The sequence below is a fragment of the Pseudomonas sp. R3-57 genome (assembly GCF_051132065.1).
GTDB lineage: Bacteria > Pseudomonadota > Gammaproteobacteria > Pseudomonadales > Pseudomonadaceae > Aquipseudomonas.
In genome coordinates this window covers 4001221-4024066 of sequence record NZ_CP071655.1, presented here as the reverse complement: position 1 = coordinate 4024066, position 22846 = coordinate 4001221, and the positions used below count along the sequence as shown (strand labels likewise).

Sequence of the window (22846 nt, the reverse complement as noted above, 5' to 3'; positions counted from 1 at the left end):
CCCAACCCTGACTCACGCTCCCCACCACTCATTACAATGAGCGCCAGCTCGAGTGCTCTTGATCCTGCCGTGCCGGCCCCTTCGGCAGGCTGAGTGGAGGGATCGATCCGGGGGTGGGAGCGTAGCGACCGTCTGGCGTAGCCAGACACAGCGGAAGGAGGTGCAGCGCAGCAAACCGTAGCCGCTGCGCCCGGATCGGTCCCGGAGCGAAGGAACCCGAGCCTGCGAGGGCCGTACGCCGGGGCCCAGACCTTTGGTTCCTTTGGGGCGTTTGCCAAAGGGACTCGCTGTAAAAGCGAAACCGCCAGCCGCAACACCCATAAAAACGGATATTCACACAACCAAACCAGAGCCTGGCCGGCCCAAAGGCCACCACGCGCAAAAAAAAAACGCCAGCAATCGCCGGCGTTTTTCTCAAACTCAAAGCGCTGAAAACCTTACCAGTTGTAAGTCACATCAGCCGTCATCGTCCGGCTCTCACCGTAGTAGCAGTCAAGCGTGCCATTACACGCAGCAACATACTTCTCGTTGGTCAGGTTCTGCAGATTGGCCTGCAACTTCACACCCTTGACATGCAGTGGCGATTTTTCCAGATCGTAGGAAACCATCGCGTCATACACCGTGTAAGACGGCACCTGGAAAGAATCCGACTCGTAGTCCGAACCGTAACTCTGCTGCACATAGCGCGCACCCAGACCCATGCCGAAACCGGCCAGCGCGGTGGAAATATCGAAGTCGTAGTTGATCCACGCCGACGCGGTCAACGGTGGAGCCATGGCCACGGTGCGACCTTCGCGGCCATCGTTGGCGCTGTGCCATTTGGTCTGATTACGCGACACGGCGGCGAGTACGCGCAGGTTCTGGGTGACGTTGACCTTGCCTTCCAGTTCCACGCCACGCGAACGCACCGTACCGCTCTGCACGCTGAACCCCGGGTTATCGAGGTCGGTGGTCAGCATGTTGTCCTGATCGATCTGGTAAGCCGACAGCTGGATAAAACCGTCGACGAAGGTCGGTTCGTACTTGATGCCCACTTCGTACTGCTTGCCAGTGGTCGGCTCGAAGGCGCTGCCGCTCAGGTCGGTACCGGTTTGCGGCAGGAACGATTCGGCGTAGCTGACGTACGGCGTGATGCCGTTCTCGAACTCGTAGCCCAGGCCCGCACGGCCGGTGAATTTCTCGTCCTTCTGGTTGCTGTGGCCATTGGTCAGGGGTTGTTTGTTATCGGTTTCGGCGAAGTCATAACGACCGCCGAGGGTCAGGAACCACTGGTTCCAGCGCAGTTGGTCCTGGGCGTAGAGGCCGGTCTGGGTGATGGTGTTGTCCCACTTGTAGGGCTGGCGGAAGTTGATCGCGCTGCCATACACCGGGTTGTACAGATCGATGCCCGGCGCGGTGCGGTCGTACAGGCCGAGGAACTTCGAGTTGGAATGGTAGTAGTCCACGCCCAGCAGTACGGTATGGTCGACTTCGCCGGTGTTGAACTTGGCCTGGGCGATGTTATCGATGCCGTAGACCTTGTTGTGCTGCGACCAGTCCACCGCATAGCGGCTCTGGAAGCTGTTGTCGTCAAGGCCGGTCACCGGGTTGGTCGGGAACGAATAGCCGTGCAGCGGCGCGACGTACTGGTCGTTGACGTCGGCGTAGCGCGCGTTCTGCTTGAAGGTCCAGATATCGTTGAGTTCGTGGGCGATCTCGTAACCGACCACGAACTGTTCGCGGTGGTACTTGTTCACGTCCGGCTCGCCGATGAACAGACTGCGGCCGATGCGGCCGTTGGAAGTGCTCTTGACCGTACCGAAGGCCGGCAAGCCCTGGGCTTCCGGTACATCGTGGTCTTTCTGGTACTGGCCGAAGACGGTGATGGTGGTGCGGTCGTTCGGCAGCCAGGTCAGGCTCGGTGCGAGCAGCATGCGGTTCTGGCTGGCGTAATCGATCGCCGAGCCACTGTCGTTGACCACACCGGTGAGGCGATAAAGGAATTCACCCTGGTCGTCGATCGGCCCGCCGAGGTCGAAGGCGCCGTATTTACGGTCATAGCTGCCGCCGCCAATCTTCACCTCGTGCAGCGGGGTGGCAGTCGGGCGCTTGCTGACCATGTTGACGATACCGCCGGGCTGGTTCTGGCCGTACAGCACCGAGGCCGGGCCCTTGAGCACTTCGATGCGCTCCAGAGTGTACGGGTCGATCTGCAGCGAACCGCCGGTGCTGCCGCCGCCATACGGCATGTGCAGGCCGTCGAGGTACAGCGGGGTCGGCGAGAAGCCGCGCGAGGTCGGCTCGTCGAAAATCTTCACCCGGTCAGCGAAGCCGCCGCCGGTCATGCCCGGGGTGTAGCGCAGGGCTTCGGTAACCGATTGCGAGCCGCGCATCTTGATTTCGTCCTGGGTGACGACGTTGATGGTCTGCGGGATGACTTTGATCGCGGTGTCGGTCTTCGAACCGGTGGCGCTGCGTTTGGCGACGATGCCGTCGACCGGGCCCCAGGCCGATTCGGCAGTGGCGGAAATGTTCGTCGGGGCGAGGTCGAGGCTGGCGCCGCTGTTGCTGCGCGAGCGCAGGGCGACGTTGTTGCCGTCGACGCTGTAGGCAATGTCGGTGCCTTTGAGCAACTGTGCGATTGCGGCCGTCGGTTCGAGGGTGCCGCTGACGGCGCTGCTGCGCAGACCGCTGACCTCATCCGGGCTGTACAGCACTTGCAGGTTGGTCTGGCGACCGAATTCCTGCAAGGCGCTCCCCAGCGACTGTGCAGGAATATTGATCGCCACGGCTGCAGCCTGGGCCTGACCGATGATCGGCAGGGTAAGGGCCATGGCGCACAGCGCCGGCAAGGTGGAACGCAAGGAGCGGCGGATCAGCAGAGCCTTGGCGAGCGGGTGGAGTCCGTGCGGTGCGGGCATTATTCTTCTACTCTTCAAAGTGTTGACTGAGAACTATTTCTATTAACTGTAGATAAGACGTTGAGCCCTTCGAAAACCGGAAAGGCTCGACACAGTTTTTTTACAGATTTTTCACAATCAGGCCGGTTGCAGCTCGGTCAGCACTTTGCCGGCGTTCATCCGTACCAGTTGGTCGGCCACGTCGAAGTAACGATCGTCATGGGAAATGACGATGATGGTTTTGCCCAGGCGTTTGAGATCGGGCAGCAGCTCGGTGTAGAAAATACGCCGGAACGTCGGGTCCTGATCGGCGGCCCATTCGTCAAACACCAGCACCGGGCGTTCTTCCAGCCACGCATTGACCAGCGCCAGGCGCTTGCGCTGCCCGGTCGATAGGTCCGTGGTGGTGAAGGCGCCGTCCCGCACGCTGACCTTGTGCGCAATCTCCAGGCGTTGCAGGTATTTGTTGGCGTCCTCGGGGATATGCGTGTCGCCCTGGACCACGTCGTCGAACAGGTAATAGTCGGCGAAGATCGTCGTGAACAACTGACGATAATCATCGCGGTTCGCCGCGTCGATCAGTTGCTCGTTGAGGCGGATCTCACCTTGTTGTGGCGCGTACAGGCCCAGCAGCAGTTTGATCAGGGTGGTCTTGCCGCAGCCGTTTTCGCCGACGATGAAGATGATGTCACCCTGTTCGATCTTCAGGTTCACCGGCCCGAGACGGAAGGGCGCCGCGCCTGCAACGGTCGGGAAACTGTAAGTGACATTGTTCAGTTCGAGGCTGTGTATGGCGTTGTTTTTCGGCGCCTGCTCGCTGAGCAGCAGGTGCGGTTCGGGCGAGGAGAATTGCTCCGACAGATCGGCGATGCGGCGAAAGGCGATCTGTGCGCGGCTGACAATCGGCAGCGTACTGATCAGGTGCTCCAGCGGGCCTTTCATGTACAGCAATACCAGCACGAAACCGCTGATTACCGCTTTGTCCGCACTCGGCCAGAACGATTGCAGGACCAGCGCCAAGCCAATCACCACGAAAAACAGCATCGAGCCGAGCGTCTTGGCGATGACGAAAATGTTCACCGAACGCACCTGGGTGTCGCAGATCTTGTTCGCCGTGCCTTCAATGCCCGAAACGAACATGCGATGGCGGCGCGGGCGGTGGATGCGCAGCTCTTTCGCGCCTTCAGCCACGGCGTGGTAGTTCTTTTGCAGCTCGTCTTCGTAGTCGCGGGCCTTCATGAAGCCCTGCATGCCGCGGCCGCGGGCGATGTACTGGATGACCGTGCTCAGCGCAATCGCGACCACCACCATCAGGAACATCGGCCACGACAACATGGCCAGATAGCCCATGCAGCCGAGCGTGACGGTCATGGAAATCGCCAACGGGGCGAAGGCAAACGCGAAGTCGCTGATGGTGTCGACGTCGTGGGTCAACACCGGGATCAGCCGGTGGCTGCGGTAGCGTTCGATCTGCTCGATGGGCGCCGAGAGGACTTTCTCACCCAGCTCTTTGCGCAATCTGGCAATGATGTGCTGGCCGACATGGTTGGTGCCGATGTCGGAGCAAATCGAGCTGGTCAGGGCCAGCAGGCACAACCCGGCGAACACCGCGACCATGGTGTTGCTGACGTCGCCCTCGCTGTGCAGCACGCTGTTGATGGTCGCCAGCAATGCGGTGACACTCAGACCGCCGAGCATGCCGAGCAGGGTCGAGACGATGACGATCAGCCGAAAGGGTTTGAGCAGGGCGAACAATTCGTTGATCACCCCGCGTGTTGGTTTGCTCATGGAGGTTCCCTGCTTGAAAGAGCGGCGAAGCCCGGCATGCCGGAGCGCGGGTTTCGCCTGGATGACGTAGAGGGCGGTGGCGCGCCGTGGCGGTTCGCGCTCACCTGTAAAACGGCTGGCAGGACGGCGAATTTAGCCGGGCGCAGGCGTTACAGATCGCGGGCGACGCGAAAGCCGATCCAGTCGCCGCGGGTGTCGGTGTAGGTGGCGTTGCGATTGCCCGAGCGGGAAAACACCGGCGCTTCACCCCAGTCGTTGCCACGGATGCGCCGCACTTCGCACTTGCCGCTCAGCCAGGCGCTGCCATCACTCGGCGCGCCGACGTAGTTGTCGTTGTAGCAATCGGCAGTCCATTCATAGAGGTTGCCGTGCATGTCGTAGACGCCGAAGGCGTTGGCCGGAAAACTGCCGGCCGGCGCGGTGAAGTTGTAGCCATCGGCGGCGCCATAGGTGTTGGCGTGTCGGGCGATGCTGTATTCCTTGCCCTCATCGAAGGGGAAGGGGAACGGGCCGCTGCTTCCGCCACGGGCGGCGTATTCGCGCAGGGATTCGCTGACCAGCCGATAAGCCTTGCCGGTCTTTTTCGATAGCCACGCCACGTAGGCCTCGATTTCCGCAAAGTCCATGCACACCGCCGGATGCCTGTCGGTGTACTGCTTGCGCGGGTCGCTGCCCTGATAGTCGGGAATCCCGGCCTTGCACGCCCGGCCGGGGCGCGTGTCGCCACCGGGCATTTGATAGCCGGTGTCCTTGAGGTAGGCGTCCCACTGACCTTTGAGAATCTGGAAACGGCTGATCGCCAGCGGCTTGGCGAACGTCACTGGATGCATCGGGCCTTCGTCTGGCTCGCGTCCGACTTCGTCCTCCGGGGTGCCCATGGTGAATGTGCCGGTCGGCAGCACGACCATTTCCGGGCAGTCCTTGCAGTCCTTGAACACTTTGCCGGGTGCCAGCGGGGTGCTGGCCTGGGCGGCAGTCGGCGCCAAAAGGACGGCAAGTGTCCCGAGCATCAGTGCCGGCAGCGGCTGCAGAAGAAAACGACGTGGTACGGATTTCATGGTGGCTCTCGCTAAAAGAAGAAGGGTGCTCACAGGGCTTGGTCGAGCACGGCCAGCAGGCGGTCGATCTGCGCTTCGTCATTGAGCAGACCGGGGGCGGTGCGGATCACCGGGCCGACGTCGCGGTGCACGGCATCGGCAATCACGCGGTTGGCCATCAGGTGCGCAGCGACCTTGTCACTGTCCTTGCCCCTGACCCGGAAGAAGGTGAAACCGGCGGACAACTGCGGGCTCAGCGGCGTCACCAGCTCGATCTGCGGACGTTGTTGCAGGCGTTGCTTGAGGTAACTGTTGAGCGCATGAATCCGCGCTTCGACCTCGGCTTTGCCCAGTTGCAGATGCAACTTGAAGGCTTCGTCCAGCGCCCAGCGGTGCTCGAAGGCGTGATAGCCGCCGGGCGTCATCGTGGTGGAAAACGCGGTGGCCTCGGAGAAGGTCGGAATCACCGGGGTGACATATTTCACCTCCTCGAAGCGGCTGCAAATGATCCCGGTGCCCCGTGGGCCGAACATCCATTTGTGTGTGCCGGCGATAAAGAAGTCGCAATTCATCTGCGCGAAATTCAGGTTGTCGACGCCGAAGCCGTGTACGCCGTCGACCACGTAAACGATGCGGTCGGCATCGCTGCGGCCGCGATTGTGCTTGTCGACGATTGCGCCGATTTCGCCGATCGGCAGCTTCAGGCCACTGCCGGAATGCACCCAGCACATGCCCAGTACGCGGGTTTGCGGGCGGATCGCATTGTCGATGCTGGCCAGAATTTCGGCTTGGCTGGCGCTGAACACGTCCTTGAACAGCGGAATTTTGCGCACCCGTGTGCCGTCACGTTCGCTGCGCAGCGCAAGGGTGGTGTGGGTGGCGTAATGTTCATGGACGGTGGTGAGGATTTCCTGATCGGCGCGTACGTGCACGCCACCGTAAATCGTCGCCAGGCCTTCGGTGGTGCTGCCGGTCAGCGCGATCTGTTTCGGGCTGGTCTCGAGGTAACGGCCGGCCCAGACCCGCACGTTTTCTTCCCGCTGTTCGATCACCCCCAGATCCCAATCCATGGCCAGGCCGGGATTTTTGTCGAGGGCGGCGCGATGCCGGGCAATCGCCTCGCGCACCGGTCTGGGGTGCGAAGTGATGAGGAAGTTGGAGAAGTGCAGATAGTCCGGATCCTGCTCGAACAGTTGCTGCAATTGCGCCCACTGGTTGCGCGGCAGCGATGCATTGCTTGCCGCAAGGGCGACATTCGGCAGGCTCGCCCCCAGCGGCAGCGCGGCGGCTAGAATCCCGGCCTGCTTGAGAAAGTCACGACGATTGCTCATGGCGTGGCGGTTCCCGGCGCGGTGGCCAGTGCCGGTTTCGCGGCTTTCTCGACCTGATCCCAGACGCGCAGGAAGTTGCCGCCCCACAGCTTGGCGATGTCCGCCTCGGAGTAGCCGCGCGAGATCAGCTCGGCGGTGACGTTGCGAATCTCGCCCACATTTTCGAAACCTTTGACGCCGCCGCCCTCGTTGAAGTCGGAACTGATGCCGACGTGGTCGATGCCGATCTTGCGGACCGCGTAATCGATGGCGTTGCCGAAGTCCTTGAGGCTGGCTTTGGGCTCCTCCTCGAGGATGCCGTAGAGGCGGCTGGCGTACTGGCCGAATTTCTGCTCGGACCATGCCGCGATGATCGGATCGCCGGGCATCAAGGCCATGGCCAGGTTCGGCAGCGGTGGCAGGTCGAAGTCCTTGCGCATCTCGTTGAGCTTGTCCTGCGTGGCCTGGGTCAGCGGGCGCAAGTACTGGGAAAACGCGACGATCTGCACCACGCCGCCGCTGTTCTTGATCAGCTGCATTTCCTTGTCGCTGAGGTTGCGCGGAATATCGACCATCGCCCGCGGCGCCGAATGCGAGGCGATCAGCGGGGTACGGCTGAGTTGCGCAACCTGCTCGAGGGCTTTGCTCGACATTTGCGACACATCGATGATCACCCCAAGATCATTGAGGCGCTTGACCGCTTGCTTGCCCAGAGCCGAGAGGCCGTCGAGGGCGTCCGGTGAGTCGTTGAGAAACGGCAGCGGCCGCGACGAGTCGGCCCAGTCGTTATTGCCGATGTAGCTGAAACCAAACATGCGCATGCCACGCGCCGTCCACAGATCCAGCAGGTTCAGGTCGTGGCCCAGCGGGTAGGCGTTGAGCATGCTGATGAAAATCGCGAATTTACCCTCGCCGTGCAGGCGACGGAAATCGTCCGGCGTGTAGGCGATGGCGACTTGATTGGGATAGTCGCGAACCATGCCGCTGATGATCCGGAAGCGGATTTCCTGCTGATTGCGCGCCTCATCGACGAAGCCGGGCGTCGGTTTGTGCGGGGCGTTCGGGCCGTTCCACATTTCCGGCCAGCCGAAGATGGTCAGCGCCGCACCGGACAGTCGCCCGCGATTGGCCTTGGCCAGGTCGAACTGACCGTCGCCGTCCTTGTCGGCTTCGTGGCCGTCGGTGCCGAAGTTCTGTGTCAGGCTGACGTGGCTGTCGAAGGACAGCATGCGTTCGTGCAGTTCATCTGCCTGTTGCATCACTTTGACCGGGTAGCCGAGATCGTCCTTGAACCAGTGGTGCCACACGGCAAAGCCGGCGCCGGCGCTGATCGCCAGGGCTAACGGCAGGCCGATGAATAGAGCCTTTTTCGAACGTGGTTTTGTCATTGCCATCTCAGTCGGGTTCGCCAGTGAGGTGCAGGCGCGGCGGCCTTTGCTATCTGGGAAGAACGAGCGGTCGGCGGGGAAATTTAGGCTGGCCGCGTGCCGGCCAAAATGCCGCTTAAATTTGCCGCGGCAACAAACGTTCTAGCTTGGATAAAGCCTGCTTCAGGGCTGACACAGGTAGGGCAATGAAGATTTCTCGACGATGGTTCATGGCCGGTCTGGCGCTGACCGGCGCGGCCGTGCCAGCGGCTTATTTCGGGCATCGCGAATGGACCAGACCGGACCCGACGATCACCCCGGGCGAAGCCTCTTTCGATGTGGCGGACGTGGCCGGCCAGCGCCTGGCGAACGCCTTGCGCGGAGTGTGGGATATCCGTTTCGAAGGTGCTGATGCCGGCCTTGAGGGCTTGCCGCAAACCGGTCTGCAAGTGTTCCTTGATATCGGCCAGAAAGGCCGCGGCGTCTGTGGCTTTCTCGACACGCCGCAGCGCTTGCGCTCTGACGACACACCGCGTTACCGAATTCTCGGCGATCTGGCCAAGGCCGATGCCGCGAAACTCAGTTGGCGGCTGATCGGCGCCGACGGTCAGATCAGCTATGAGCTGGAAATGGTCCTCGATGAAGTCTGGGCCGACTTCGGCAATGCCGGCAGCGGCACTCTCAGCGGCAAGGCGCTGCGTCTTGACCGACCATTGCACCTGCCGGTGCAGGACAACCGTTTCGTTGCGGTCAAACAGCTGTTCCCCGAAGCCCGCGAGCGTACACCGCTGAATCAAACATTGCTGGCGTGGCTGGTTTCCCCCGAGCATCGCCTGTTTCACCAGTTGTGGCATGCGACCCGTGACAAGTGGCACAAACTTCCCGAGGACAAGCGCGAGGCGCTACGCGGCATCGGCTGGCAACCTGGCCCTCGCGATCACGAGCGCGATGCCCGTGGCCCGCGCAAGGATCGCAACGGTTCCGGCGTGGACTTCTTTTTCATGCACCGGCACATGCTGGGCACCGCGCGCTCGATGCAGGATCTGCCATCGTGGGAGTATTTCCCGCTGCCGCAGCCGGAACTGATCCGCGACCGGCTCGGTTTTGCCCGCTATTTCGATAACCACGACGGCACCGCGTTACCGCCGACCTGGACCGCCGCCGGCGACGATGAATTCAGCCAGTGGGTCAGCGACATCAAAACCGCCGAAACCTACGAGAGCAACTTCCAGGTCTGGGAGTCGCAGTACCGTGATCCGGCGTACCTGGCCAGACTGACTCTGGGCCAGTTCGGCTCCGAGGTCGAGCTGGGCCTGCACGACTGGTTGCACATGCGCTGGGCCTCGGTGCCGCGCGATCCATCGAATGGCCAACCGGTGCCGTTCGCACGCGATCCGGCCGACTTCGCCGCGCGCTGGTACCGTCCTGAAAACGACTTCCTCGGCGATCCGTTTTCCTCGCACGTCAACCCGGCGTTCTGGTATTTCCACGGCTGGATCGATGATCGCATCGAAGACTGGTTTCGCGCCCATGAGCGTTTTCATCCGGGCGAAGTCAAGCGCCTGCAAGTCAATGGCGTGCCCTGGTTCGCCCCGGGGCGCTGGGTCGAAATCGACGACCCATGGCTGGGCCCGATCACCCACGGCTGCAGCACCACGCCCGGCTTGCAGACAGGCAAAACAGTCGAAATGGACCCGGAAACCATGAAACTGGCGTTGCGCATCACCTTTCTTGCCGACGAAGAAAAACTCGCCGGCCTGTTCCGCCGCGTGCCGCAACGACCTTGGTATGCACGCAACCTGAAGGCTAAAACCAGCCCGGCTTGAGGGCTGGGTCATCGTTCATTCGCTAGCAGGCTCGCTCTCACAAACGAATCGAGTAAAGCGTAAGCAAAATCAAAAGCCCCTCACCCTAGCCCTCTCCCGGAGGGAGAGGGGACTGATCGCGGTGATCAGGGGAAGTACGCCGACGTGAAATACCGAGTCGAATGCAAGTTTCGAAACCAACCAAATCGGCTCCCTCTCCCTCGGGAGAGGGCTGGGGTGAGGGGCGAATACACCGCAAATCCCAAGCCAAACAACCGCTTCTAACCACTCAACAATGAGCGTTAGCTCGAGTGCCCTTGATCTTGATCTTGACTAACCAGCGACATCGGAAGGCTGAGCGCAGGGATTGATCCGGGCGTGGGAGCGCAGCGACCGTCTGGCGCAGCCAGACACAGCGGAAGTAGGTGCAGCGAAGCAAACCGTAGCCGCTGCGCCCGGATCGATTCCGCAGCGAAGGGACCCGAGCCTGCGAGGGCCGTACGTAGGAGCAAAGCCTTTTGGTTCCTTTTTGGCGTCTGAAAAAGGGACTCGCCGTAAGGGCGAAACCATAAGAAGCCGTTACCGCAGCAACGGATATGTACCCAAAAAATCCCCAATCACAGCGCCCGCCACCCACCCCCCAACGCCTTGTACAACGCAATACTCGCCTGCACCCGCGCCAGCCGCAGCTGCACCTGCTGATCCTGCGCGGCATACAGCGTGCGCTGAGTCTCCAGCACCGTAAGCAGATCCTCAGCGCCCGCTTCGTAGCGGCTCTGGGCAATATTGAAAGCCATCTGCGCCTGACTCAACTCCTCGGATTGCCATCGCCGCTGCTCGTCCAGACGACGAATGCTGTTCAAGGCTTTTTCCACATCGGCAAAACCATTGACGATCGCACCGCGGTAGGTTTCCAGTAGCTCCTGCTGGCGCGCCGTGGCCTTGTCACGTTCGGCGCCGAGACGGCCATTGTTGAAGATCGGCGCGACCAGGCCGGCGGTGAGATTGTAAAAAGGGCTGCGCAACACATCATCGAACTGATCGGCACCGGAGCCGAGTTGCGCCGTCAATGTCAGCGTCGGCAGCATCGCCGCACGGGCGACCTTGACGTCGGCCTCGGCGGCGGCCAGTTGCGCTTCGGCGCGGGCGATGTCCGGGCGCCGGCTGAGCAGGTCGCTGGGGATGCCGGCCGCAATCTCGGGCCATTGCAGGTCTTCGAAAGAACCGGTTGGCGCCAGTTGTTGCACCGGTTGGCCGAGCAGGGCCGCGAGGCTGATCAACGCGGATTGGGCCTCCTGTTGCACGCGCGGCAATTGCCATTGCTGGGCGGCGACCAGACTCTTCTGTTGCGCCAGTTCCAGCGCCGTGGCCGAGCCTGAATCGAAGCGTGTCTGCACCAGTTTCAGCACCCGTTGCGCGTTGGCCAGATTCAGTCCAGCGATGCGGCTTTGCTCGCGCAGCGCCAGGGTCTGCGCATACGTCGTGGCGACGCTGCTGAGCAGGGTCAGTTCGACCGTCGCGCGATCGAACTCGCTGGCCTGCAAAGTGAATTGCGCACTGTCGCGGGAGGCACGCTTACCGCCCCAGAAATCGACTTCGTAGGTTGCGCTCAGGCTGGCATCGAAATAGTCCACGGCCTGGTTGCTGCTGTCGGCATCGAGCTGGCTGTAGCCATTGCCGCGCAGCAGTTTTTGCCGATTGCCGTTGAGCCCGGCCTTGACCTCCGGCAACTGCGAGCCACCGGCAATCACCGTGCCGGCCTGGGCTTGGCGCACGCGCGCAACCGCTGCGGCGAGGTCGAAACTGCCGAGGCGGGCCTGTTCGATCAGGCGATCGAGTTCCGCGCTGGAAAATTCTGTCCACCATTGCCGATCACTATGGGCGACGCTGGCGGCGTGCGGCGCTTGCCAGGCCGCGGGTGCCTGCACGCCGCTGTCCGGGCGCTGAACGGGACTGCCGCAAGCGCTGAGCATCAGGCACACGGTCAACACACTGAGACGCGGTTTCATAGATCGATCATTCACTGGTAAGGGCCGTGACCGGGTCGAGCCGGGCAGCTTTGCGGGCCGGCATGAAGCCGAAGACGACACCGGTCACCAGGGCGCAGCCAAACGCGCCGAGCACCGCCAGCAACGAGAAGGCGACGGCGACTTCACTGAGCATCAGCACGCCGCCAACAATCAATGCCAGGGCGATCCCGGCGATGCCGCCGACCACCGACAGCATCACCGCCTCGGTGAGGAACTGACGAAGGATGTCGCGTTGGCGCGCACCAGTGGCCATGCGGATGCCGATCTCGCGCGTGCGTTCGCGCACGGTCATCAGCATGATGTTCATCACGCCGATGCCGCCGACCAGCAGCGAAATCGCCGCAATCGAACCGAGCATCAGCGACAGCGTGTTCTGCGTGCGCGCTTCGGCCTGGATCATCGCGGCATTGTTGGTCAGCTCGAAATCTTTCTTGCCGTTGTGCAGTTGCAGCATCAGTTGTTCGATCGCCTGCTCGGCGTTCTTGACCTTGCCAGCGTCGGTGGCAGCAATGGCGACGTATTCCGGGTCACGTGTGCCGAACAGCCGAACGCTCGCAGCGGAGTAGGGGATGGCGATGCGGTTGTCGCTGTCGGAGTCGCCGGAGCTGGCGCCTTTTTCCGCGAGCACGCCGACCACCTGAAACGGTACGTTCTCGATCAGGATGTATTGGCCGATGGGGTCGGCGATGTCCTTGAGCAGTTTGGTTCGCACCTTATGGCCGATCACGGCGACGGCGGCCGCGTTGGCTTCGTCGGCCTCGGTGAAGTAGCTGCCTTGCACCACTGGCCAGTTGAAAATCGCCGGGAAGTGGGTGTCGTTGCCGCCGACGTAGCTCAAATGGTCGGCATTGCCGAAGCGTACGCCAGCCTCGGCGCCGTTGACCGGCATGATCCGTTGCACTTGCGGCAGGCTTGCCAGCGCCCGCACGTCATCGAGGGTGACGATCCCTGGCGGCGTGCGCGGATTCGGCGCCGAGCCGCTGAGGTAAATGATGTTCGAGCCGAAGGCGCCCATCTGCGCCATGACCTGACGCTTGCTGCCTTCGCCGACGGCGAGCATCACCACCACCGACGCCACGCCGATGATGATCCCGAGCAGGGTCAATGCCGTGCGGAAACGGTTGATCCACATCACCCGCCATGCCGCGTGCAGGGCGTCGACCAGTTCGCCTTTCCACGCGCCGGTGGCTTCGGCACCTTCGCTCAGGCGCTTGCGCAGGTCGACCGCTTGCAAGGCGCCGGGGTTGGCGCTGGTCTGGGCTTCGGGGTTGTCCCGGGCGCTGTCGCTGATGATCAGGCCGTCACTGATTTCGATGATGCGTTTGGCCCGCGCCGCCACTTCGCGGTCGTGGGTGATAAGAATCACCACATGGCCCTGACTCGCCAGTTCGTCGAGCAGGGCCATGACCTCTTTGCCGCTGTGGCTGTCGAGGGCGCCGGTTGGTTCGTCGGCGAGAATGATGTGGCCGCCGTTCATCAAGGCGCGTGCGATCGAGACACGCTGTTGCTGGCCGCCGGACAACTGATGCGGACGGTTACCGGTGCGCGCGGCCAGACCGAGACGGTCGAGCAGGGCGGCGGCGCGGGCATGACGTTCGGCGGCCGGGGTGCCGGCATAGATCGCCGGCATCTCGACGTTTTCCTGGGCCGAGCCGGACGGAATCAGGTGATAGCCCTGAAACACGAAACCGAACGCTTCGCGACGCAGCCAGGCCAGTTCATCGCTGTCCAGGCCGGCGACGTTTTCCCCGGCGAAACGGTATTCGCCGCAAGTCGGCCGGTCGAGGCAGCCGAGGATGTTCATCAGCGTCGATTTGCCGGAGCCGGACGCGCCGACGATCGCCACGAATTCACCGGCGTGGATCGCCAGATCGATGCCGCGCAGCACGTGGACTTGCGGTGCGTCGCCGCCACCGTAGGATTTGCGGATGTCCTGCAGGTCGATCAGGGGCGTCTGCATTCAACCCCCGCTGCCGCTGGCCGGGCCGATCAGCAGATGATCGCCTTCATTGAGGCCGTCGAGAATCTGCACCTTGAGCCGGTCACTGATGCCGGTGCGCACTTCGCGGGATTCGATCTTGCCGTTGGCGGCGACCACTTGCGCGGTCTGCCGATCAGCTTTGCTGCTGCCTTGCAGGGCGGCCACCGGCGCGGTGAGTACGTCTTTGGCCTGATCGGCGACGAAGAACACTTGGGTGGTCATCTCCGCCATCAGGGCGTTGTCGGCGTTATCGACATCCAGCAGCACGGTGTAAAGCACCACCCGGGCGCTGCCGCTTTTACTGCTGCTGGCCGGGCTGCCGCCGCCCTGGCTGGTCTGGTCCAGCGGCTTGGGTGGCACTGGTAAAATCTGTCGGACCTTACTGCTCCAGCGCCGGTTGCCGCCGCTGAGCGTGGTGAAGTACGCGGTCATGCCCGGTTTGACGTGGCCGATATCGGCTTCCGAGACCTCGGCCCACACGGTCATCGGTGACAGTCTGGCGATGCGCAAAATCAGCGGCGTCTGTTGCTGGGCATTGAGGGTCTGGCCTTCGCGCGCATCGAGAGCAACCACGGTGCCGGCCATCGGCGCGTAGATCTGCGTGTAGCCGAGCTCGGCCTGATCGCTGCGCAGGCTGGCTTCGGCCTGGCGTATCTGCGCCTGGAACATGTCGATGCGTGCTTGCGTAGCTTTCAGTTCGGCGCGGGCGGTCTGCACGTCTTCTTCACGGGTTGCGCCGCCAGCCGCGAGGTTTTGCTGACGCTGGTATTTTTGCTGCGCCAGTTCGTGCTGAGCGCGCTGTTCCTGCCATTGCGCCTTGAGGTTTTCAATCGAGAAACGCCCGGCGTCGAGTTTGGCTTTTTGCGTCGACGGGTCGATTTCCACCAGCAACTGGCCTTCCTTGACCACGTCACCGACTTCGACGTGGATCTTGCGAATCTGCCCGGAAGCCTGCGCACCGACGTCCACATAACGGCGCGGTTGCAGGGTGCCGAGGGCGGTGACGCTGCTTTCTATGTCGCCGCGCGACACTTGCACGGTGGCAAATTTATCCCGGCCCGGTGGCAGCATTTGCCACGCGGCATAACCGACAACCGGGATCAGACAAAGGATTACGAGCAGGGCGCGTCGGGCAGGGCGGGGACGTTTCATGCAGGGTTCCGGCCAGTGGAAATCGGCCCGTCGTTCGGCTGGCACATACAGATTGGGGCCGCATCGAACGCTGTCACGGGGCGCGACAGACACGGGAAGCTGTCCTGTAAACGTGGCAAGGGCAGGGGAATTTAAGCGGGGACACACAAAGTTACAGCTATAGAACCGCACTATTTATCGGTCAAGGCCAAACACTACTTTAAATCTATATGAGAATTACTATAAATTACGCTCCTCAAGTTGCCACTATCTTGCTACTGCCATTTACGGCGTGGTCGATCAGTGCGCTCAAGGACAGAAACCGCAGGTTTGCGGCCGGGAGTCATGTTGGAAAACTACTATCGAGAGCTGGTGTGTTTCCTGAACGCCAAGCTCGGCAACCGTCAGGTCGCCGAAGATGTGGTGCATGACGCTTATCTGCGGGTGCTCGAACGCTCCAGCGAAACCCCGATCGAACAACCCCGCGCGTTTCTCTACCGCACGGCGTTGAACCTGGTCATCGACGACCATCGGCGCAATGCCCTGCGCCAGGTCGAGTCACTGGAAGTGCTCGACAACGAAGAGCGCTACTTCACTCCGTCGCCGCACAGCACGCTCGACCATGGTCAGCGACTTGACATGCTGCAGCGCGCCCTGGCCGAGTTGTCGCCGCTGTGCCGCGACAGTTTCCTGCTGCGCAAGATCGAAGGCCTGTCGCACCCGGAAATCGCCGAGCAATTGGGTATTTCCAAGGCGCTGGTGGAAAAACACATCGTCAACGCGATGAAACATTGCCGCCAGCGGATCAAGCAATGGGATGCCCATTGAGCCGGCGCCGTTAAATTTTATTTCCCTGTCCTCGTTCCTACTCAACAGACGACCTGCTGTCCTGCTCAAGGCCAGTCGGGTCACTTAGGCTCTCCTTGCCCCTTGTTGAGGGGTTCATCCAGAGGACACTGGAAATGACTCAGGCAATTGCATCGCCCATCGTTCACGACCTGATCGGCGTCGGTTTCGGCCCTTCGAACCTGGCGCTGGCCATCGCTCTGCAAGAGCGCGGGCCGACCCACGGCGAGCTGGATGTGCTGTTCCTCGACAAGCAGGCCGATTACAGCTGGCACGGCAACACCCTGTCGACCCAGAGCGAATTGCAGATTTCCTTCCTCAAGGACCTGGTGACCCTGCGCAATCCGACCAGCCCCTACTCGTTCGTCAACTACCTGAAATATCACGGTCGTCTGGTCGACTTCATCAACCTCGGCACCTTCTATCCGTGCCGCATGGAATACAACGACTACCTGCGCTGGGTGGCCGGGCAGTTCACTGCGCAGAGCCGTTACGGTGAAGAAGTGTTGACCATCGAACCGGTTCTGCATAACCAGCAGGTCGAGGCGTTGCGGGTGATTTCCCGTGGCAGCGACGGCCAGCAGTTCGTGCGCACCACGCGCTCGGTGGTGGTCAGTGCCGGCGGTACCCCACGTATTCCCGAGGCGTTCAAGGCGCTGAAGGGCGATCGCCGGGTCTTCCATCACTCGCAGTACCTGTCGCAAATGGCCAAGCAGCCGTGCGTGAACAATCAGCCGATGAGCATCGCGATTATCGGCGGTGGGCAGAGCGCGGCAGAAGCGTTCATCGATCTCAACGATTCGTTCCCGTCGGTGCAGGTCGACATGATCTTGCGCGGTTCGGCGCTGAAGCCGGCCGACGACAGCCCGTTCGTCAACGAAGTGTTTTCGCCGGAGTTCACCGACCTGGTGTTCCAGCAGAACAGCGCCGAGCGTGAGCGTCTGGTCAACGAGTATCACAACACCAATTATTCGGTGGTCGACATCGACCTGATCGAACGCATCTACGGCATCTTCTATCGGCAGAAGGTCTCCGGGATCGCCCGGCATGCCTTCCGCACCCTGACCACCGTCGAGAGCGCCACCGCGACTGACAACGGTGTTGAACTGGCGGTGCGCAACAACGCCACCGGCGAAGTCACCGTGCGGCATTACGATGCGGTGGTACTGGCCACCGGTTATGAACGGCAGATGCACCGTAAGCTGTTGGCGCCGCTGGAAGAGTATCTCGGCGAGTTCGAGGTTGACCGCCATTACAAACTGATCACCGATGAGCGCTGCAAGGCCGGCATCTACATGCAGGGCTTCTGCCAGGCCAGCCATGGCCTGAGCGACACCTTGCTGTCGGTGCTGCCGATCCGCGCGGACGAAATTGCCGGCTCGCTGTATGAGCATGGCAGGCACCGTGGGCAGCGGTCGGTGGCGGATTTGCTGTTGGCGACTGCCAGCTGAAACCTGCTGCGCCAGACACACCGCCATCGCGGGCAAGCCCGCTCCCACAGGATCTGCGCTGGACGCAAAATGTGTGTTCACCGCAGATCCCTGTGGGAGCGGGCTTGCCCGCGATGGGGCCTTCAAGTCCAGCGAAAAACTGATTCCTGAACCCTTCCTGAACACCCGCCAAATTCCGCGTAACACCTCTTCCAGCCGTTTTGCTGCGGGCGTAAGCTCCACGCGTTTTCATCAATAGCGGAGACCCACAGTGGGTACTTGTTCGAGTGACAGTTGTCGGCCGGTCTCGGTAACCGGCAGATGCTCGGCAAGATAACGCGCAGCCTTTCCCTGCCGTTGTCTCGCCGTAACAGCGAGCAGCGGCATCCCGTGCATGGCCCGTCCTGGGCATGCCTTGACGTCCCTCTCATCGACGCTGAACAGAGCGTGATGACGACCTCATTGTCGTAATCGCAGCCCTATCGACACGCCGGTCTTTTTGACCGGCGCGCCACGCCTTGCCGTGCCGGTTTTCCCGGCGGCAGCGGTGCGGTCGTACCTGCTTGACGGTTTCCCGGCTGACCACAGGGGCAACAGCCATGAAACTTACGCTCAAGGAATTTTTCGCAGGCTTCCTGCGCAACCGCCACATCGCCCGGCACTTCCGTCGTCTGGCGCTGCTGGAATCGCTCAACGACACTACGGTCAGCCGTGAAGTCCCGCCGACCCTGGCCAACACGCTGGTTGCTGCCGCGCATTGCGACAGCAGCGAATTGCTGGCATCGCTCGGCAGCCATTGCGAAGGCCTGCGCGATGTCGACGTCGACGCACTGCGCGCGCAACACGGCTTCAACGAGGTCGAGCACGAGCAACCGCTGCCCTGGTGTACGCACTTGTGGCACTGCTACAAAAACCCGTTCAACCTGCTGCTGACCTTGTTGGCGCTGATCTCGTGGCTGACCGAAGACCTCAAGGCCGCTGTGGTGATTTTCTCCATGGTGGTGCTGTCGACGCTGCTGCGCTTCTGGCAGGAGAGCAAATCCAACCAGGCCGCCGATGCGCTCAAAGCCATGGTCAGCAACACCGCCACGGTGCTGCGCCGTGACGCGCCGCGCCGCGAGTTGCCGATCAAGCAACTGGTGCCAGGCGATCTGATCGTGCTCTCGGCCGGCGACATGATTCCCGCCGATTGCCGGGTGCTCAGCGCGAAGGATCTGTTCGTCAGCCAGGCGGCGATGACCGGTGAATCGATGCCGGTGGAGAAATTCCCGCGCCAGGCCGATCGCGATACGTGCAATCCGCTGGAGCTGGACAACATCCTGTTCATGGGCACCAACGTCGTGTCCGGAACCGCCGTGGCGGTGATCCTCACCACCGGCAATCACACCTATTTCGGCGCGCTGGCGCAGCGGGTCGGGGCGACTGATCGGGCGGTGACCTCGTTCCAGCAAGGGGTCAACAAGGTCAGCTGGCTGTTGATCCGTTTCATGTTCGTCATGGCGCCGCTGGTGTTGTTCATCAACGGTTTCACCAAGGGCGACTGGACCGAAGCGCTGCTGTTCGCGCTGTCGATCGCGGTCGGCCTGACCCCGGAAATGCTGCCGATGATCGTCACCTCGACCCTGGCCAAAGGCGCGGTGTTTCTGTCGCGCAAGAAAGTCATCGTCAAGCGCCTCGACGCGATCCAGAACTTCGGCGCCATGGACGTGCTGTGCACCGACAAGACCGGCACCCTGACCCAGGACAAGATTTTCCTTGCGCGCAATGTCGACGTCTGGGGCGAAGATTCTGACGACGTGCTGGAAATGGCTTACCTCAACAGCTACTACCAGACCGGCTTGAAAAACCTGCTCGATGTGGCAGTGCTGGAACACGTGGAAATCCATCGTCAGCTGAAAGTCGGCACGGCGTTTCGCAAGGTCGATGAAATCCCGTTCGACTTCAATCGCCGACGCATGTCGGTGGTGGTCGAGGGCCGGGGACAGGCGCATCAACTGATCTGCAAAGGCGCGGTGGAGGAGGTGTTGGCGGTGTGCAGCCGGGTACGTCATGGCGAGGTTGATGAAGCCTTGAGCGATGAACTGCTGAGCCGGATTCGCCAGGTCACTGCAGCGTTCAACGCTGAAGGCTTGCGCGTGGTGGCGGTGGCGGCTCGCTCGATGCCAGAGGGTCGCGATGTCTACAGCCTTGCCGACGAACAGGACCTGACGCTGATCGGTTACGTGGCGTTCCTCGATCCACCGAAGGAAAGCACGGCGCCGGCGCTCAAGGCTCTGGCCGCACATGGCGTGGCGGTGAAAGTGCTGACCGGCGACAACGAACTGGTGACAGCGAAGATCTGCCGTGAAGTCGGTCTCGCTCAGCAAGGCTTGCTGATGGGCAACGATATCGAGCGCATGAGCGATGCCGAACTGGCCGTGGCGGTGGAGCGAACCAACGTCTTCGCCAGACTGACGCCGTCGCACAAGGAACGCATCGTGCGCATCCTCAAAGGCAACGGCCATGTGGTCGGCTTCATGGGCGACGGCATCAGCGATGCGCCAGCGCTGCGTACTGCCGATATCGGAATTTCCGTCGACAGCGCGGTGGACATCGCCAAGGAAGCGGCCGACATCATTCTTCTGGAAAAAAGCCTGATGGTGCTGGAGGAGGGCGTCCTCGAAGGGCGGCGCACTTTCGCCAACATGCTCAAGTACATCAAGATGACTGCCAGCTCCAACTTCGGCAACGTGTTCTCGGTGCTGGTGGCCAGTGCGTTCATTCCATTCCTGCCGATGCTGCCGATGCACTTGCTGGTGCAGAACCTGCTCTACGACATTTCGCAGATTGCCATTCCGTTCGATAACGTCGACGAGGACATGCTGAAACAACCGCAGCGCTGGCAGCCGGGCGACGTTGGGCGTTTCATGCTGTTTTTTGGCCCGATCAGTTCGATTTTCGACATCACCACGTTTGCCTTGATGTGGTACGTGTTCGATGCCAACACGCCGGACCACCAGACCCTGTTTCAATCTGGCTGGTTTGTGGTCGGGCTGCTGACCCAGACGTTGATCGTGCACATGATTCGCACGCCGAAGATTCCGTTCCTGCAAAGCCGTGCTGCGATGCCGCTGCTGGTGATGACCGGGATTATCATGGCGGTCGGGATTTTTCTGCCGATGGGGCCGTTGGCGCATTACTTCAAGTTGCAGGCATTGCCGTCGCTGTATTTTGTGTTTTTGCCGGTGATTCTGTTGGCGTATATGGGGCTGACTCAGGCGGTGAAGGGGTTTTATGTTCGGCGGTTTGGCTGGCAATGATTGGTCTGTGCTGTGTTGATTTTTTGGGTACATATCCGTTTCTGCGGTAACGGCTGCTTATGGTTTCGCCCTTACGGCGAGTCCCTTTTTCAAACGCCAAAAAGGAACCAAAAGGCTTGCTCCTACGTACGGCCCTCGCAGGCTCGGGTCCCTTCGCTCCGGGACTGATCCGGGCGCAGCGGCTACGGTTTGCTGCGCTGCACCTACGTCCGCTGTGTCTGGCTACGCCAGACGGTCGCTGCGCTCACACGCCCGGATCAATCCCTCCGCTCAGCCTTCCGATGTCGCCGGTTAGGCAAGATCAAAAGCACTCGAGCTAACGCTCATCGTTGAGTGGTTAGAAGCGGGTGGTTGGCTTGGGATTTGTGGTGGATTTTCCCTCATCGGAACGCCGCCCGCCCAGCCCTCTCCCCCTGGAGAGGGAGCCGATTTTGGTTGGATTTGGCATTTGCGTTCGACTCGGTATCGGATGTCGGCGTATCTCTCGCATTCACCTCGGTCGGTCCCCTCTCCCTCTGGGAGAGGGCTAGGGTGAAGGGCTTTTGATTTCAGGCCCGCCCGAGGTACCGCGTTGCCGCGCCGCCATCAGCAGCACCCTGGCACTGGGCTGCAAAAGCGCCGCGCCGGCACAGCCTCGGATGAATGGCCGATTTTTTAGGAAAAGTCCTACAGAGCCCGGCATGGGCGATTGCGTAGGCTTGCCCACCCAGAAACCCTGACAGCGGGAGAATGACCATGATCAACAAAGCCCTGCGCATCCTGATCGCCGACACCCAGCATTTTCACCGGATGAAAATCGAGCGCCTGTTCAACAGCCTCGATTATTACCGCGTGGCGCCGGCGCAAAGCCTCGCCGAGCTGTTGACGCTGGTCGACTACGGCTGCGAGCCGTTCGATGCGGTGGTCATCAATGCCGATCTGGCCGGTTCGCTCGACCTGCTGGGTTTTTTCCTCGATAACCCACAGGTGCGACAGGCCTTGATTTACAACGAACGCACGGCGCCGTTGCAGTGCGCTGCCGGGTTCGCCCAGGACAACGTACAGATCAGTCCGCTGGCCCTGCCAGGCCTGCCGTCGATCAAACAGTTGATGGCGCTGATCGATGCGCCCGCCACCCGCGCCGAGGCGTTGGCCCGGCCGCCATTTGCGGCGGTGCGCAGGGCAGCCCATGCATAAAACATCAATGTGCACAACTGTCAGACCTGACAGGTGATTTGCCCGTCGTTCCGTGTAACAGTCCCGGCGCAGCCACTGAGTCCGGATTCGCCCACACCGGTGGGCTGTTCGTCGGGCTATGCACTGGGAGTGGCCATGAAGTCAGCGCTGATCGTCGACGATCATCCGGTGGTGCGCGCCGCCATCCGGATCGTATTGCAAGCTGAAGGATTCAAACTGATTTACGAGGCTTCTCAGGGCAACGAGGTGCTGGCACTGATTCGTGAACATCAGCCGCAACTGGTGATCCTCGACATCAACCTGCCGGCGCTCGGCGGGCTGGAGGTGCTGGCACGGATCAAGGCCAACGATCTGGACTGCCGCGTGCTGGTATTCAGTACTCACGATCCGTTGTTTTATCAGGAGCGCTGCCTGCGCGCCGGGGCCATGGCGTATGTGACCAAGACCAATCAGTTGCAGCAGTTGCACAAAGCCATTCAGGCATTGATGTCGGGCTACACCTATTTCGCCGCGCTGTCGGATAACGCCAGCGTGCTGAACGCGGTGCAGACCACCGAGAAGGAAATGATCGATCAGCTTTCCAACCGTGAGCTGAGCATTCTCGAGCAATTGGGCCAGGGCAAGTCCAACAAGTCGATCGCCGAGGACATGCACCTGAGCCACAAGACCGTCAGCACTTACAAGACCCGGTTGATGAAAAAACTCGGGGTCAACTCAGCGGTGCACTTGCGCGATTTCGCCAAGCGCAATCACGTCATCTGAGCACG

14 protein-coding genes are annotated in these 22846 nt (G+C 61.5%); 6 read left to right on the top strand and 8 right to left on the bottom strand.

What is annotated here, in order from left to right:
• Positions 1 to 437: 437 nt before the first annotated feature.
• The 5 genes from J3P93_RS18165 to pvdM form a co-directional block, all read right to left on the bottom strand.
• Positions 438 to 2900: a TonB-dependent siderophore receptor gene (locus J3P93_RS18165; protein WP_434590375.1), complete on the bottom strand. Its 2463-nt coding sequence runs from the start codon at positions 2898 to 2900 to the stop codon at positions 438 to 440.
• Positions 2901 to 3017: 117 nt separating this feature from the next.
• Complete coding sequence (locus J3P93_RS18160) at positions 3018 to 4667, bottom strand: cyclic peptide export ABC transporter (RefSeq protein WP_434590372.1); 1650 nt, start codon at positions 4665 to 4667, stop codon at positions 3018 to 3020.
• Between the two features lie 149 nt (positions 4668 to 4816).
• Positions 4817 to 5725: a dihydropyoverdine dehydrogenase gene (gene pvdO, locus J3P93_RS18155; RefSeq protein WP_434590370.1), complete on the bottom strand. Its 909-nt coding sequence runs from the start codon at positions 5723 to 5725 to the stop codon at positions 4817 to 4819.
• Positions 5726 to 5754: 29 nt separating this feature from the next.
• Positions 5755 to 7035: a pyoverdine-tailoring periplasmic protein PvdN gene (gene pvdN / locus J3P93_RS18150; protein WP_434590368.1), complete on the bottom strand. Its 1281-nt coding sequence runs from the start codon at positions 7033 to 7035 to the stop codon at positions 5755 to 5757.
• Positions 7032 to 8402: a pyoverdine-tailoring dipeptidase-like protein PvdM gene (pvdM, locus tag J3P93_RS18145; RefSeq protein WP_434590365.1), complete on the bottom strand. Its 1371-nt coding sequence runs from the start codon at positions 8400 to 8402 to the stop codon at positions 7032 to 7034. The genes pvdN and pvdM overlap by 4 nt, the downstream gene beginning before the upstream one ends.
• Before the next feature lie 185 nt (positions 8403 to 8587).
• On the opposite strand from pvdM, the gene pvdP reads away from it, so the two are divergent.
• The gene (gene pvdP / locus J3P93_RS18140; RefSeq protein ID WP_434590362.1) at positions 8588 to 10207 is read left to right on the top strand and encodes a pyoverdine maturation tyrosinase PvdP; all 1620 of its coding nucleotides are present in this window, start codon (positions 8588 to 8590) and stop codon (positions 10205 to 10207) included.
• Positions 10208 to 10803: 596 nt separating this feature from the next.
• Here pvdP and J3P93_RS18135 read toward each other — a convergent pair.
• Genes J3P93_RS18135 through J3P93_RS18125 form a run of 3 tightly spaced genes read right to left on the bottom strand, consistent with a single transcriptional unit; the run spans position 10804 to position 15349 of the window.
• On the bottom strand, positions 10804 to 12195 hold the full coding sequence (locus tag J3P93_RS18135; RefSeq protein ID WP_434590359.1) for an efflux transporter outer membrane subunit: 1392 nt from the start codon (positions 12193 to 12195) through the stop codon (positions 10804 to 10806).
• Positions 12196 to 12202: 7 nt separating this feature from the next.
• Positions 12203 to 14176 carry a MacB family efflux pump subunit gene (locus J3P93_RS18130; RefSeq protein WP_434590356.1) on the bottom strand — a complete coding sequence of 658 codons (1974 nt, stop codon included), beginning with the start codon at positions 14174 to 14176 and terminating at the stop codon, positions 12203 to 12205.
• On the bottom strand, positions 14177 to 15349 hold the full coding sequence (locus tag J3P93_RS18125) for an efflux RND transporter periplasmic adaptor subunit (RefSeq protein ID WP_434590353.1): 1173 nt from the start codon (positions 15347 to 15349) through the stop codon (positions 14177 to 14179).
• Positions 15350 to 15673: 324 nt separating this feature from the next.
• On the opposite strand from J3P93_RS18125, the gene J3P93_RS18120 reads away from it, so the two are divergent.
• From J3P93_RS18120 to J3P93_RS18100, 5 genes are all read left to right on the top strand, one after another.
• Positions 15674 to 16156 (top strand): sigma-70 family RNA polymerase sigma factor, encoded by a 483-nt coding sequence (locus J3P93_RS18120; RefSeq protein WP_434590351.1) that lies wholly within the window; start codon positions 15674 to 15676, stop codon positions 16154 to 16156.
• A gap of 134 nt (positions 16157 to 16290) precedes the next feature.
• Positions 16291 to 17625 carry a lysine N(6)-hydroxylase/L-ornithine N(5)-oxygenase family protein gene (locus J3P93_RS18115; protein ID WP_434590348.1) on the top strand — a complete coding sequence of 445 codons (1335 nt, stop codon included), beginning with the start codon at positions 16291 to 16293 and terminating at the stop codon, positions 17623 to 17625.
• A 578-nt stretch (positions 17626 to 18203) separates the two neighbouring features.
• On the top strand, positions 18204 to 20903 hold the full coding sequence (gene mgtA / locus J3P93_RS18110; protein ID WP_434590345.1) for a magnesium-translocating P-type ATPase: 2700 nt from the start codon (positions 18204 to 18206) through the stop codon (positions 20901 to 20903).
• 735 nt (positions 20904 to 21638) lie between these two features.
• Positions 21639 to 22079, top strand: a complete 441-nt coding sequence (locus tag J3P93_RS18105) for a chemotaxis protein CheY (protein ID WP_434590342.1) — start codon at positions 21639 to 21641, stop codon at positions 22077 to 22079.
• A 135-nt stretch (positions 22080 to 22214) separates the two neighbouring features.
• Positions 22215 to 22841: a response regulator gene (locus tag J3P93_RS18100; protein WP_434590339.1), complete on the top strand. Its 627-nt coding sequence runs from the start codon at positions 22215 to 22217 to the stop codon at positions 22839 to 22841.
• The last annotated feature ends 5 nt before the right edge of the window (positions 22842 to 22846 follow it).

Bases quoted from the DNA above. Each gene is read 5' to 3' on its own strand.
- J3P93_RS18165 (WP_434590375.1), bottom strand. From the start codon at position 2,900: ATGCCCGCACCGCACGGACTCCACCCGCTCGCCAAGGCTCTGCTGATC.
- J3P93_RS18160 (WP_434590372.1), bottom strand. From the start codon at position 4,667: ATGAGCAAACCAACACGCGGGGTGATCAACGAATTGTTCGCCCTGCTC.
- pvdO (WP_434590370.1), bottom strand. From the start codon at position 5,725: ATGAAATCCGTACCACGTCGTTTTCTTCTGCAGCCGCTGCCGGCACTG.
- pvdN (WP_434590368.1), bottom strand. From the start codon at position 7,035: ATGAGCAATCGTCGTGACTTTCTCAAGCAGGCCGGGATTCTAGCCGCC.
- pvdM (WP_434590365.1), bottom strand. From the start codon at position 8,402: ATGACAAAACCACGTTCGAAAAAGGCTCTATTCATCGGCCTGCCGTTA.
- pvdP (WP_434590362.1), top strand. From the start codon at position 8,588: ATGAAGATTTCTCGACGATGGTTCATGGCCGGTCTGGCGCTGACCGGC.
- J3P93_RS18135 (WP_434590359.1), bottom strand. From the start codon at position 12,195: ATGAAACCGCGTCTCAGTGTGTTGACCGTGTGCCTGATGCTCAGCGCT.
- J3P93_RS18130 (WP_434590356.1), bottom strand. From the start codon at position 14,176: ATGCAGACGCCCCTGATCGACCTGCAGGACATCCGCAAATCCTACGGT.
- J3P93_RS18125 (WP_434590353.1), bottom strand. From the start codon at position 15,349: ATGAAACGTCCCCGCCCTGCCCGACGCGCCCTGCTCGTAATCCTTTGT.
- J3P93_RS18120 (WP_434590351.1), top strand. From the start codon at position 15,674: ATGTTGGAAAACTACTATCGAGAGCTGGTGTGTTTCCTGAACGCCAAG.
- J3P93_RS18115 (WP_434590348.1), top strand. From the start codon at position 16,291: ATGACTCAGGCAATTGCATCGCCCATCGTTCACGACCTGATCGGCGTC.
- mgtA (WP_434590345.1), top strand. From the start codon at position 18,204: ATGAAACTTACGCTCAAGGAATTTTTCGCAGGCTTCCTGCGCAACCGC.
- J3P93_RS18105 (WP_434590342.1), top strand. From the start codon at position 21,639: ATGATCAACAAAGCCCTGCGCATCCTGATCGCCGACACCCAGCATTTT.
- J3P93_RS18100 (WP_434590339.1), top strand. From the start codon at position 22,215: ATGAAGTCAGCGCTGATCGTCGACGATCATCCGGTGGTGCGCGCCGCC.